The sequence below is a fragment of the Campylobacter sp. BCW_6463 genome (assembly GCF_001762785.1).
Lineage (GTDB): Bacteria > Campylobacterota > Campylobacteria > Campylobacterales > Campylobacteraceae > Campylobacter_D > Campylobacter_D jejuni.
On the sequence record NZ_MJXL01000009.1, the window covers coordinates 113,500 to 125,818 of the forward strand.

Here is a 12,319-nt window from a genome sequence, read left to right on the forward strand (position 1 = left end):
AATTTCTACTTTGTTTTTGGCTATAATTATAAGAAAAAAAGGAAAATTTATGAAACATTTGCTTTATCTTATAGGAGATGAGCTTACTATAAACGAAAAATTCAAAAATTATATTTATAGAACTTATGAAGAAAAATTTAAAGAAATTAACGAAATTCGCATACAAAATAAAACCGATAAAGATTTACCCTTTTTGCTTGAAAATCTCTTAAATCAGTATGATTTTATCACTTTATTTACAAGCCCTTTGCATTATGCGACTGTTGCTAAAATTTTAGCAACTTTAAATGATGATAATCTTATCTTAAAAGATGATACCTTGGTTCCAGATAAAGCAGAATTTAGTAAAAATAGCTTTGTATGTAATTTTTCAAATTCAAAAATTAATGTCGTTAAAATAAATCCAAGCGGAAAATTACCTGATCTTCTTGGGCATATAAAATTAAATTTTGCATATTTTTGCATTTTTGGCATGGATGATGAAAGCGCTATATTACTACTGCAAACCCTAACAAAATCTTATGAGATAAGTATAAAATCAACCAAGCTTTTAGATAATCTTGTGCTTATTAAGGCCACTTGCGCTAATTTTGGAAAACTTGATGGTTTTTTAAATAGCGTAAAAAATCTTTTTGGACAAAAAGTATTTTTAGGTAAAGATCCTATACATTTTATAAGCTCTAAACTTTTAGAAAAAAAATTAAAAATTTCTTTTGCTGAAAGTTGCACAGGCGGACTTTGTGCAAGCACCTTAACCAAAATTTCAGGTGTAAGTGAAATTTTTGAAGGATCTATTGTAAGTTATTCCAACCGCATCAAACACGAATGGCTTGGAATTAGCGAAAGCGTCTTAGAAAATAATGGCGAATACAGTGAACGTTGTGTTTATTTTATGCTAAAAGGTATTTTTAAAACAGCTAATCCTGATTTTGCCTTAGCTATTAGCGGAGTAGTTGGCGAAAAAGATGAGGGAAAAATAAAATCAGGCACTATTTATATAGGCGCAATGTTTAGAGATGGAACTTTTGTCCAAGAAACTCTTTATTTAGATGGGGATCGTGAATTTATGCAAGAACAAGCCGTTTTAGCATCTTTTTGCTTGCTTTTAAAATTAAAACCTGAAATTTTTGAAATTTAAAGGATTTAAAAATGAAAGAAATTAAGCTAAAAGAAGACTTGGAAAAAATTTATCCCTTGATAAAACAATTAAGAAACAATCTATCTTTGAAAGTTTTTTTAGACAAATTCCAACTTGCTACACAAACTCAACATTATAAACTTTTTGCCTATGAAAATGAGGGAAGCTACAAAGCAGCTTGTGGAGTCATGCCTTTTAATGTGCTTTATCATAACCATTGTCTTTATATTTGTGATTTTGTCGTAGATGAAACTTTAAGAGGAAAAGGTATAGGTCAAGCTTTTTGAAAAAAATCCAAATTTGGGCAAAAGATCAAGGATATGAAGAATTAGAACTAAGTTCAAGTTTTTTTAGAACACAAGCTCATGAATTTTATATCCAAAAAATGGGTTTTGAAAAATCCGGTTTTGTTTTTAAGAAAAATATCAAACTATAATATTTTTTGATTAAGCTTTGCATTTTATAATTAATATTATTATTTTTGATTTTAAGGAATAAAATGAATTTTAAAGAACTAATTTCAAAACGCAGAGCTTGTAAACTTTTTAATGATAAAAAAATCAATGAAAAGGATTTGCATTGTATCTTAGAAAGTGGAGTCTTAGCCCCGAGCTCACATGGATTTGAGCCTTGGAAATTTGTAGTATTAGAACAAAAAGAACACAATCTTAAACTCTCAACCCTATGTTACAATCAACAAAATGTAGCAAGTGCGAGTCATAATATTATTTTTCTAGCAAGAAAAGATCTTCAAAGCAAAGATGAATTTGCACAAAAACAAGTGCGTCGTTTCTCAGGTTCTAGCGAAGAAAATTTTCAAAAAATTTTAGAAATTTACACCCATAAAACCAATGCAATGAATGATGATGAACTCTATCATTACGCACAACTTCAATGCTATCTTGCTATGATGCAAATGTCGCTAGCTGCAATGAGCTTAGGTATTGATTCTTGTATGATAGGTGGCTTTGAAAAAACTAAGGTTGATGATTTTCTTCATTTAACTTATCCTTTTGAAACTGCTGTAATTTTATCCTTAGGATATAAAGCCCACGAACCAAAATATTCTACTCAACGCTTAAATTTTAATGAAGTCGTCGAATTTTACAAGGAAAAATAATGAAAAAAGAACTTGAAATTTTTAGCACAAGATATTCTTGTAGAAATTTTAAAAATGAAAAACTCAAAAAAGAGGATTTAAATTCTATTTTAGAAATAGCAAGATTAAGTCCCAGTTCCTTAGGACTGGAACCTTGGAAATTTATAGTAGTGCAAGATGAGAAAAGAAAAGAAGAGCTTTCTAAAATTTGCAACCAACAAAAACATGTAAAAGATTGCGCTGTATTAATTATCATCATTTCAAGACTTGATTTTTTAGATTATTTTGAAGAAAAACTTAGAAAAAGAGATATGAGTGAAACAGAAATTCAAAAACGCTTAGATACTTATATGCCTTTTTTAAAATCTCTAAATCAAGAACAAAAAATATCTTATGCAAGAGAACAAGCTCATATAGCTCTAGCTAGCATAATTTATAGTGCTAATGCTTTAAATATAGCAAGTTGTACTATAGGTGGTTTTGATAAAGAAAAGCTTGATTCTTATTTATCACTTGATATTCAAAAAGAAAGATCAAGTTTGGTGGTGGCTTTAGGATATTGCAACGATGAAAAAAATCCTCAAAAAAATCGTTTTAGTTTTGATGAAGTTGTAAAATTTATTTAAATTTTGCTTAAAAGCAAAATTTAAATAAAAATAAACTGATTCTTTTTTGTATTTTTACTAAGTCTTTGCTTAAATTTTATACAATTTTGATTATAATTTTACATTTAATTTCACAAGGCTTGTTATGAATTTACCCAATATCTTGGCGGTTTTTAGAATGGTTTTAGCGCCTTTGCTATTTTTTTTATTAATTCATCATTTTGAAAATATTCATCAAAGTTGGATTAACTATTTTGCTACTTTAACTTTTTCATTAGCAGCTTTGAGTGATTTTTTTGATGGATACATTGCAAGAACTTGGAAACAAACTACAAAACTGGGCGGAATCTTAGATCCATTAGCCGATAAAATGCTTGTTTTAGCAGCTTTTTTAGGGCTTTTGCTTACAGGAAAAGCTAATGAATGGGTAATTTATATTATACTAGTAAGGGAATTTTTTATCACGGGTTTTAGAGTTGTAATGATCAGTGAAAATTTAAATGTCAATGCTTCTTTTGCAGGCAAACTTAAAACCGCTTTTCAAATGACTGCGATAGGATTTTTAATCATGGAGTGGATAGGCGGAGAAATTCTACTTTACATAGCTTTGATTTTAACTCTTTATTCTGGATTTGAATACATCTATACTTATATAAAAGCTCAAAAAAAAGGAGAAAAATGAGATCTTTATTATTTTTAATTGTTATTTTGATTTTGGGAATTAAATTTTATTCTATTGAATTTTTAGCAACTGTTTTAGTCATCTCATTTTTAATTTTCTTTCACGAATTAGGACATTTTTTGGCTGCAAGATCTTTGGGTGTAAAAGTTGAAGTTTTTAGTATAGGATTTGGAAAAAGTCTTATAGAGCGTGAATTTAAAGGCACAAACTATCGCTTAAGCACTTTACCACTTGGAGGATATGTTAAACTTAAAGGACAAGATGATATGCGTCCTGGTTTTGAAAATCTAGACAAAGATAGCTATAGCATTTTAAGTCCTTTAAAAAAGATTTATATTCTTTTTGCTGGACCATTTTTTAATCTAATTTTAGCTTTTTTTCTTTATATTATCATAGGAAATTTAGGTCTAAACAAACTTGCTCCGCAAATAGGAAACATAGCGCCAAACTCTGCTGCACAAGAAATAGGACTTCAAAAAAATGATACTATCTTAGAAATTAACGGTATAAGAATTCAAACCTTTGATGAAATTTCAAAGCATTTAAGTTTAGATCCTTTGAAAATATTAATCAATAGAGAAGGAAAAAATTTAGAATTTATTTTAACTCCAAAAATAGGACAAGGATACAATGACTTTGGACAAATCGTTGAAAAACCTCAACTTGGAGTCAGTCCAAATGGGACAAGCACTCTTGTAAAACACCAAGGTTTAGAAAGTTTTAAATATGCCGCACAAGAAAGTTTTCAAGCTTCTACACTCATCATCAAGGGTATTGTAAAACTCATAAGTGGTGAAGTTGAAGCAAAAAATTTAGGCGGTATTATCACCATGACTGAAATTACCTCAAAGGCTGCACAAAATAGCTTTACTTTGCTTTTATTTATCACTGCTTTAATTTCTATAAATTTAGGCATTTTAAATCTTTTACCTATTCCTATGCTTGATGGAGGACATATACTTTTTAATCTTTATGAAATGATTTTTAGACGCAAAGTTCCACAGCGTACTTTTGAATATTTAAGCTATACAGGCATGGCAATACTTTTAAGTTTAATGCTCTTTGCAACTTATAATGATATATCAAGGATTATAGGTGAATAAAAAATTTTCCTACCCTATTCCAAATTTTACTGATAGAAGAAAAAGTATAATCTTTTGGCGCTATTTGCGTTTTCAAGCAAGAAAAATTTTATATTTTCCTCAAGTAAGACTTCTAGAAAAAACGCTTAATAAAGAAAAAAATAAACATTTAAAAGACTTTTTCTCTCAAAGACCCTATGCTTGTTACAATGCTACAAGAAGATTTTGCGATAAAAGTTTTAAAGCAAATGAACGTGTTAAAACACTTATTTATGATGTTGATAAGGGACTCGCTTGTTTTAAATTCCTTCCCGAGGAACAAATAATTTTTTCTTTTGATGAAGATTTTGAGCTTTTTTTAGGATATAACTATAATGTTTGCGAAGAAGGTTTTTGGGCTTTTTCTTTAAAATTTAAAAAATACACAATCTTACAATGTAATTTTTGCTTTACTTTAGAAAACAATCTTCTACTTTCTTGTATACAAGGACATAAATACAAAGATTTTAATATTTTAGAAATTAATAAAATTTTAACTAAAAAATGTCATGGTTTGCGCCCTGTTGCTTTACTTATAGAATGCTCTAAGATGCTTTGTGAAATTTTAAAACTTCAAACTACTTTAGGTGTACATGAAAAAAATCAAATCCGTTCTCAAAAAGGAAAAGAAAAAGGCTATTTTGTAGATTATCAAAAAATTTGGCTAGAAAATGGTGGAGAATTGATAAAAATCGATAAACACAAATACTACAAGCTCCACCACTCGCAAAAAAACCTAGAAGAAATCCCTTCACAAAAACGCTCCATGTATAAAAAACGTTTTGCCATGCTTGAAAATATTAAACAAAATTTATTCCAAATTTTATCTAAATAATACTTTTTAAATATTCTACACTTTTCTCGCAACCTTTTTTTTGAAGTTTTAAAAGCCTCTCTAAGCATTCTTGAGATACTTCTTGAGGATAATAATACTGCATAGCTTTTAAATCTTCAAACAAAGATTTTTCTATCTTAAAAGCCCCTTTACCTAATTCTTTAACCCCGCCTGTTCCTTTTTCTCTTTTAAAAGTCGCACAATAAGGATAACATTGCTCTACATTAATACGGTCAAGTCCTTCTTTTTTAAGAATTTCTACACAAGTTTTAATGTCTAAATTTCCTTCTCCCAAAGGAACGCCGCAAACATATTCTACACCCTCTTCAATGAAAACTATATGATCTTTACAATGCGTGCTAAAAGTATATTTAGCCATGTCTTTGCAAGCTTTTATAGGATCTTCATAGGCCATCATAGAATTTCCAAAATCATATAAAAATCCTATTTTAGGATGACTGATCAATTTCAACAAATCAAGCAAATCCTCTGAAGTTTGATACTCATGATTTTCTATAGCAAGTTTTAAATCATATTTTTCCAAAATCGGTATCAAAGCTTTTATTTCATCCTTTGTAGCTAAAAAATCTTCTTTATCGAATCTAGTAGTAATTTTAGAATCATCATAAGCCCCATCGCTAGCATGTTTAACTTTTTTATTTTTATCGGTTAAGGGCACATAAGAGCGTATAATTTTAGCACCTAAAATAGAAGCTACTTTAGCAATTTTTTCAAATTTATCTTTATTAAAACCCTTAGAGTCAATCTCACAATACATATTGTATTCATCCAATTTGGCTTTAATTTTTTTAAGATGATTTTCGTCATCGCTTCCTAAGCATCCCCATTCTTCATCCAAACCAAAATCTTTAATGATATTTATAATCACACCCTCACAGCCCAAATTTTTAGCAAAATCGATATAAGAAAATATATCCATCCTACCATTTTGAAACCATAAATGCATGCTTTCAGTTTCTAAACCTATTTTCATGATACCACTCCTTTTAATGCTTTTTTTCTAGCTATCATCTTAAGCAAAATCGTAGTTACAATCACACCACAAATAGCAAAAATCCCCATTAACGCAAAAACAATTTGATAGCCTAATAAACCTTTAAAACGATCGATCATAAAACCATAAAGTGCAAAACAAAAAAGTTGTGGAGAATAACCAAAAATACAAGCTATACTCATAGCAGCTCCACTAATTTCCCTAGGCATTTCTATCTCATCCACAGGAGCAAAAAATGTCGCACGCATAGTAAAAACAAGAGCGGCAAAACCTAAGGTTAAACTCATACCAAAATAAATATTTAATTTCTCATGAGGCATAAAAACAAAAATTAATATGGCCAAGGCTGCTAAAATCAAAGCAAAACGCAAATATCTTGTTGAAGATTTAAAGGTTTTATCTGCTAAATATCCCCCAATTGGCCCACCTACTAATTTTAAAGTGTATTGATTGATAATACCATAAGCACCGACCAAAGCCACAGGCATACCATAAATATCTTTTAAAAATGGAATAAAATAAGTCAAACCACAATACACAGAATAAATAGTAAAAATGGTCAAAGATACCACCCAAATTTCAGGAGTTTTAATCGCTTTGATAACTCCATTCCAAGCGGCTTTGTTTTTACTGATTTCATTTCCTTGCTCATCTTGGGTATTAATTTTGTCATCTTCAAGTAGAAAATATGCCAAAATACCTGCTATAATCACACAAGCGCTATAAAATAATATAGCAGCCTTAAGTCCACCTGCGCCAGACCCTAAAAGTAAAAAAATTCCCAAAGCACTAAAAGCAACTATAGTATCTATAACACCACGTCCTGCTTCTAAAAATCCAAAAAGTCTTCCTTGTTGAGTAGAATCTCCAAGCAAGCGAATGGCTTTAAGCAAAACAGGCCAATACACAACTTCTCCAAATAAAGAAAGCAAACCCCAAGCTATTAAAATTCCATAAAAAGAAGGAAAAGTAGAAATATAAATTCCAACCAAACCCACACAAACCAATGAAAAAGGAATGAGTATTTTTTTAGAAAATCTATCTGCTATATAAATGGATGCAATATTTCCCACCGTTTGCACTATGCCATAAACTGAGAGCGCGAGTCCAATTTGTGTATTGCTAAGATTCATAAATTCTTGCATAGGCACATAAAAGGCATCTTTTAAAGAGGAAAGTTTGAAAACAGTTCCTCCGCCAATAACTAAAACGATAAAAGTAAACCAACGAATAGGTTTCGTACTATTCATATTCACCCTCCTTTTTTAACAATTCGCAACTTAAATTAATTATATCACGGATTAAGATAAAAGGTTAAAATTTCACCTTTAAATTATAAACAGGTAATTACAAAAAGTTACAACACTTATTGAAGTATAAATTAAGTATATTTTGATATAATCTAGTCTTGCTTTATGCAAAATCCTTGCTCATGAAAATGGGCTTTAATATCCATAAGGAGAAAAGATGAAACATTATGAGGTTTTATTTATCTTAAAACCAACACTTACCGAAGAGGAAGTGAATGCGAAGTTGGAATTTGTTAAAGAAGTCCTAACCAAAAATGGTGCAGAAATTGAAACTGTTGTTCCAATGGGCACTAGAAAATTAGCGTATAAAATCAAAAAATACGAAAGAGGAACTTATTTTGTGATTTATTTCAAAGCTCCTACAAACTTGATCGCCGAGCTTGAAAGGGTGTTAAGAATCACTGAAGAAGTAATAAGATTTTTAATCGTAAAATATGAAAATAAAAAAGAAATTGCAGCTTGGGAAAAACTAAGCCACGGGATTAAGCAATCTAAAAAAGAAATCAAACCTTTAGATGCTCCTGAAATTCAATAAGGAAAAAGATGTTTAACAAAGTTGTTTTGGTTGGAAATCTTACACGCGATATAGAAATGCGTTATGCACAAAGCGGTAGTGCTATTGGAGCTTCTGCTATCGCAGTAACAAGAAGATTTACCACAAATGGAGAAAAAAGAGAAGAAACTTGCTTTATTGATATAAGCTTTTATGGTCGCACCGCAGAAGTTGCAAACCAATACCTTACAAAAGGTTCAAAAGTACTCATAGAAGGACGTTTGAGATTTGAACAGTGGAGTGATCAAAATGGACAAAATCGCTCTAAACATAGCATTCAAGTTGAAAATATGGAAATGCTTAGCAATTCCAATGCTCCACAACAAGGTGGAATTGGCAATAATAGCTTTTCAAACAACAATTATAGTGGAAACTATGAAAATCAAAGCTATGATCCTTATATGAGTGAAAATCAAAATTTTAATAAAGCAAAAGCAAACCCTGCTCCACAAAGAAACCAAAACCCACAACACGAAGAAAAATTAAAAGAAATTGATATCGATGCTTATGATAGCGATGATACTAATTTACCATTTTAAAGGATAAACTATGGCAGAAAAAAGAAAATACTCTCGCAAATATTGCAAATACACTGAAGCAAAAGTTGAATTTATTGATTATAAAGATACAGCAATGTTAAAACATGCTTTATCTGAAAGATTTAAAATCATGCCACGCCGTTTAACAGGCACAAGCAAAAAATACCAAGAAATGGTAGAAGTTGCAATCAAACGTGCAAGACATGTAGCCCTTATCCCTTATATAGTGGATAGAAAAGAAGTAATCAACAATCCTTTTGAAGGACTATAATCTTTTAAAAGCAAACTTGTAAAAAGTTTGCTTTCTTATACATTTATTCTCAAAATAAAATTAAACCAAAGTATATTCTAAGACATCACTAAAAGTATCAACAGCAATGATTTCCATATTGTCTCTAACCTCACTAGGAATATCTTTTAAATCCCTTTCATAATTTTTTCTTGGGATTAAAGCTGTTTTTATATCTGCTTTATAAGCTGCAATTAATTTTTCTTTTAATCCACCTATTGGTAAAACTTTTCCTTTTAAATCTATTTCACCTGTCATTGCAACATCTGCTTTAACCTTTTTATCACTAAAAATAGAAGCAATGGCTGTGCTTATCGTAATGCCTGCACTTGGGCCATCTTTTGGAGTAGCTCCATCTGGCACATGTATATGAATATTATAACTATCATAAACATTAACTTTAGGATCGATAATTATTTTTTTAGGTATTTTTATTTTTCCTTCATCGATTAAAACTTTTATCATGCTAAAAGCAATTCTAGCTGATTCTTTCATTACATCACCCAAACTTCCCGTGAGCGTTAATTCTCCTTTACCTTTAATTTTTACAGCCTCTACTTTTAAAACATCTCCACCTACACTTGTCCAAGCCAAACCATTAACCTGACCTACTTGATTTTCTCCATTATTTTTTTCTATTTCAAAAACTTTTTTATCTAAAAATTCATTCAAATTTTTTGTATTAATAATGACTTTTTTAATATTTTCTAAAAGTAGTTTTTTAGCACTCTTACGACACAACTCTGCCACTTTGCGACGCAAATTTCTGACTCCTGATTCACGAGTATAATCACTAATGATTAACTCTATAGTTTCATCATCAATAGATAATTCATTGGATTTTAAGCCATGTTTTTTAAGCTCATCTGGAATTAAATATTTTTTCATTATATGAAATTTTTCACTTGGAGTATAAGAGCTAAGTTCTATAAATTCCATTCTATCTCTTAAAGGTGCAGGAATATTGCTAATATCATTTGCCGTTGCTATAAAAATGACTTTACTTAAATCAATATTAAAATTTAAATAATAATCCCTAAATTTAGAATTTTGCTCTGGATCTAAAATTTCTAAAAGCACCGCACTTGGATCGCCTCTAAAACTGCGATTTAATTTATCAATTTCATCCAATACAATTACAGGATTAATTTGTTTTGCCTCTATGAGTCCTTGGGTAATACGTCCAGGCATAGCGCCTATATAAGTTCTACGATGACCACGTAGCTCATTAACATCTTCAAGTCCGCCTAAGGCTATGCGAATAAGCTCTCTTTTTAAAGCTTTTGAAACAGAATTTGCCAGTGAAGTTTTACCCACGCCAGGAGGTCCATAAAGACAAAGTATAACTTTAGCACCATCTTTTTCTGCTATTTTTCTTTTTTCTAAAAGTTCCCTAACTGCAAAATATTCTTCTATGCGTTCTTTTGGTTTATTTAATGCATAATGATCATGGTTGAGCTGTTTTGAAACTTCTTTAATATCAAGTTTTTTCTTAGAAATTTTTTCAAAAGGAATATCTAATGCTGTTTCTATGTAAGTTTGAATCATCGATGCTTCGGAATTATCTTGATGAATGCGTTCGAATTTTTCAATTTGTTTTTTGATTTCTTTATAAGCATCTTCGTGCATAAATTTCTTCTTTAATTCCAGACGCTTTTGATACTCTCTAACCTCATCTTCTTTTTGTGTGTCAGAACCAAGCTCTTTTTGAATTTGTCTTAATTGTTCTTTTAAAAAATATTCTTTATTTACCTTATCAATACGAGAATGTACTTTATTTTTAATTTCTTTTTGAATTTTATTGGCTTCTATTTCTTGGGCAATTAAATCTATTAATTTTACTAATTTTTGCTCAAGATCTGTTAAAACAAAAAACTCATAAGCAACTTGTTTTTTAATACGCACAGTATTTAAAATCAAATCACAAATCCTAGACGCATCAAAACCTTCTTCAATTGTTCTTAAAAGATCCGGAGAAAAATAATGACTAATATTTGCCAAATTTTTTACCTTCTCTTTTAAAACTTCAAGAAGCGCTTCTTTTTTAGTTCCTTCTAAAAAGTCTTCTTTTATAAGTTCTATCTTGGCTTCTAAAGGTTTATTAGAAATTTGCTCTATAATTTTACCCTTAGCATATCCTTGAAAAAGTATTTTCACCCTTCCATCAGGTAAAGGAACTTTTCGCATGATAGTCCCAATCACTCCACAATTATAAATTTCATCAAAATTTCTTCCATTTTCCAACCTTGAAGGCACAACAAAAAGCATACTATCATTTTTAATCGCAAGATCTAAAGCTTTCATATTGGATGAATCGTTAATAAAAATAGGAGTTATCATAAAAGGATATAAAAATAATTCATCTTCAACCAATACTGGTAAATTTGCTGGATAATTTTGTATCTCTTCAATCTGCATTTATTTTCCTTGTTTATTAAAATCTTTCAAATATACTTCTATACCAAGGAAGCTCAGGTTTGATAATACTTTGCTGATAAAATTCACTTTCTTGAAGTCTTTGTTTATAAATTTGTGCACTTTCATCATGCCCTATGCGCTGGTATAGATTTTCTATAGTACTATTAAGATAAAAAACCGCTAAATTAAATTTTGTAAGCATTGTCTGAACCAAAGGTTCATATTCTGTATAAGGATAATCTTTCAAAAAAGTATCTATTTCTTTTTGGCTTTCAAGCATTAAAGCCTGATTACGATTTGGCACTGCAAATGCATCAAATTTTGCTTTAATTTTAAGATAGCGAATATAATCAGCATTGCGTGAATTTCCAAATTTTTTATTATATTCATCTAAATAAAATTCAGCTAACTTATATTCCTCTTCATCCATATGAGCTTGTGCTAAAATAATTAAAGTAGTTTCCAATAAAGGATCGGCAATGTGCTCACTTGCCATGCCATTATAATGATCATCGGCTTTTTCCAAATCCTTGTCCTGTAAATCTTTAATAATTTGCTTATACCACTCACTAGCACTAAGATTGTATAAACCTTCATCATTTTTCGTACTACACGCATTAAAAAAAACACTTAAAAAAACCAATAAAAAAATACCTTTTTTCATACTTCACCTTGATTTATATTCTCAAAAATCTATATTTTAACGATTTTATAA

The 12,319-nt window shown here is 29.9% G+C and carries 13 protein-coding genes and 1 pseudogene; 10 read left to right on the forward strand and 4 right to left on the reverse strand.

Going from position 1 to position 12,319, the window contains the following annotated elements:
- Positions 1-49: 49 nt before the first annotated feature.
- The 7 genes and pseudogenes from AJ884_RS01050 (at position 50) to AJ884_RS01080 (ending at position 5,480) form a co-directional block, all read left to right on the forward strand.
- Complete coding sequence (locus AJ884_RS01050; protein ID WP_070286344.1) at positions 50-1,138, forward strand: CinA family protein; 1,089 nt, start codon at positions 50-52, stop codon at positions 1,136-1,138.
- 11 nt (positions 1,139-1,149) lie between these two features.
- A pseudogene (locus AJ884_RS01055) lies at positions 1,150-1,574 on the forward strand (GNAT family N-acetyltransferase).
- A 63-nt stretch (positions 1,575-1,637) separates the two neighbouring features.
- Positions 1,638-2,258: an NAD(P)H-dependent oxidoreductase gene (locus AJ884_RS01060; RefSeq protein WP_002880780.1), complete on the forward strand. Its 621-nt coding sequence runs from the start codon at positions 1,638-1,640 to the stop codon at positions 2,256-2,258.
- Positions 2,258-2,863: an NAD(P)H-dependent oxidoreductase gene (locus tag AJ884_RS01065; protein WP_002861791.1), complete on the forward strand. Its 606-nt coding sequence runs from the start codon at positions 2,258-2,260 to the stop codon at positions 2,861-2,863. Before AJ884_RS01060 ends, AJ884_RS01065 begins: the two co-directional genes overlap by 1 nt.
- 124 nt (positions 2,864-2,987) lie before the next feature.
- Entirely contained in the window at positions 2,988-3,524 is a 537-nt protein-coding gene (pgsA, locus tag AJ884_RS01070) for a CDP-diacylglycerol--glycerol-3-phosphate 3-phosphatidyltransferase (RefSeq protein WP_070286345.1), read from the forward strand.
- Positions 3,521-4,627, forward strand: a complete 1,107-nt coding sequence (rseP, locus tag AJ884_RS01075; RefSeq protein ID WP_002852927.1) for an RIP metalloprotease RseP — start codon at positions 3,521-3,523, stop codon at positions 4,625-4,627. The genes pgsA and rseP overlap by 4 nt, the downstream gene beginning before the upstream one ends.
- Positions 4,620-5,480: a VirK family antimicrobial peptide resistance protein gene (locus AJ884_RS01080; RefSeq protein WP_070286346.1), complete on the forward strand. Its 861-nt coding sequence runs from the start codon at positions 4,620-4,622 to the stop codon at positions 5,478-5,480. Before rseP ends, AJ884_RS01080 begins: the two co-directional genes overlap by 8 nt.
- Here AJ884_RS01080 and AJ884_RS01085 read toward each other — a convergent pair.
- Together AJ884_RS01085 and AJ884_RS01090 are read right to left on the reverse strand one after the other, a co-directional pair.
- Positions 5,473-6,474, reverse strand: coding sequence for a sugar phosphate isomerase/epimerase family protein (locus tag AJ884_RS01085; protein WP_053872671.1), 1,002 nt, complete (start codon positions 6,472-6,474; stop codon positions 5,473-5,475). The genes AJ884_RS01080 and AJ884_RS01085 overlap by 8 nt on opposite strands.
- Positions 6,471-7,745 (reverse strand): MFS transporter, encoded by a 1,275-nt coding sequence (locus tag AJ884_RS01090; RefSeq protein ID WP_002861796.1) that lies wholly within the window; start codon positions 7,743-7,745, stop codon positions 6,471-6,473. The genes AJ884_RS01085 and AJ884_RS01090 overlap by 4 nt, the downstream gene beginning before the upstream one ends.
- A gap of 217 nt (positions 7,746-7,962) precedes the next feature.
- On the opposite strand from AJ884_RS01090, the gene rpsF reads away from it, so the two are divergent.
- The 3 genes from rpsF to rpsR are packed head-to-tail and all read left to right on the forward strand — an operon-like array spanning position 7,963 to position 9,168.
- Positions 7,963-8,340, forward strand: coding sequence for a 30S ribosomal protein S6 (rpsF, locus tag AJ884_RS01095; protein ID WP_002812868.1), 378 nt, complete (start codon positions 7,963-7,965; stop codon positions 8,338-8,340).
- A gap of 8 nt (positions 8,341-8,348) precedes the next feature.
- Positions 8,349-8,897 (forward strand): single-stranded DNA-binding protein, encoded by a 549-nt coding sequence (locus AJ884_RS01100; RefSeq protein WP_070286347.1) that lies wholly within the window; start codon positions 8,349-8,351, stop codon positions 8,895-8,897.
- Positions 8,898-8,907: 10 nt separating this feature from the next.
- Positions 8,908-9,168, forward strand: coding sequence for a 30S ribosomal protein S18 (rpsR, locus tag AJ884_RS01105; protein ID WP_002853032.1), 261 nt, complete (start codon positions 8,908-8,910; stop codon positions 9,166-9,168).
- Positions 9,169-9,228: 60 nt separating this feature from the next.
- On the opposite strand, the gene lon is transcribed toward rpsR, so the two are convergent.
- On the reverse strand, positions 9,229-11,604 hold the full coding sequence (gene lon, locus AJ884_RS01110) for an endopeptidase La (RefSeq protein WP_070286348.1): 2,376 nt from the start codon (positions 11,602-11,604) through the stop codon (positions 9,229-9,231).
- A gap of 16 nt (positions 11,605-11,620) precedes the next feature.
- The gene (gene bamD / locus AJ884_RS01115) at positions 11,621-12,268 is read right to left on the reverse strand and encodes an outer membrane protein assembly factor BamD (protein WP_002861799.1); all 648 of its coding nucleotides are present in this window, start codon (positions 12,266-12,268) and stop codon (positions 11,621-11,623) included.
- Positions 12,269-12,319 lie beyond the last annotated feature (51 nt).

What these genes read in the sequence shown, in the direction of transcription:
- AJ884_RS01050 (WP_070286344.1), top strand. Translation starts at nt 50, where the DNA reads ATGAAACATTTGCTTTATCTTATAGGAGATGAGCTTACTATAAACGAA.
- AJ884_RS01060 (WP_002880780.1), top strand. Translation starts at nt 1,638, where the DNA reads ATGAATTTTAAAGAACTAATTTCAAAACGCAGAGCTTGTAAACTTTTT.
- AJ884_RS01065 (WP_002861791.1), top strand. Translation starts at nt 2,258, where the DNA reads ATGAAAAAAGAACTTGAAATTTTTAGCACAAGATATTCTTGTAGAAAT.
- pgsA (WP_070286345.1), top strand. Translation starts at nt 2,988, where the DNA reads ATGAATTTACCCAATATCTTGGCGGTTTTTAGAATGGTTTTAGCGCCT.
- rseP (WP_002852927.1), top strand. Translation starts at nt 3,521, where the DNA reads ATGAGATCTTTATTATTTTTAATTGTTATTTTGATTTTGGGAATTAAA.
- AJ884_RS01085 (WP_053872671.1), bottom strand. Translation starts at nt 6,474, where the DNA reads ATGAAAATAGGTTTAGAAACTGAAAGCATGCATTTATGGTTTCAAAAT.
- AJ884_RS01090 (WP_002861796.1), bottom strand. Translation starts at nt 7,745, where the DNA reads ATGAATAGTACGAAACCTATTCGTTGGTTTACTTTTATCGTTTTAGTT.
- rpsF (WP_002812868.1), top strand. Translation starts at nt 7,963, where the DNA reads ATGAAACATTATGAGGTTTTATTTATCTTAAAACCAACACTTACCGAA.
- AJ884_RS01100 (WP_070286347.1), top strand. Translation starts at nt 8,349, where the DNA reads ATGTTTAACAAAGTTGTTTTGGTTGGAAATCTTACACGCGATATAGAA.
- rpsR (WP_002853032.1), top strand. Translation starts at nt 8,908, where the DNA reads ATGGCAGAAAAAAGAAAATACTCTCGCAAATATTGCAAATACACTGAA.
- lon (WP_070286348.1), bottom strand. Translation starts at nt 11,604, where the DNA reads ATGCAGATTGAAGAGATACAAAATTATCCAGCAAATTTACCAGTATTG.
- bamD (WP_002861799.1), bottom strand. Translation starts at nt 12,268, where the DNA reads ATGAAAAAAGGTATTTTTTTATTGGTTTTTTTAAGTGTTTTTTTTAAT.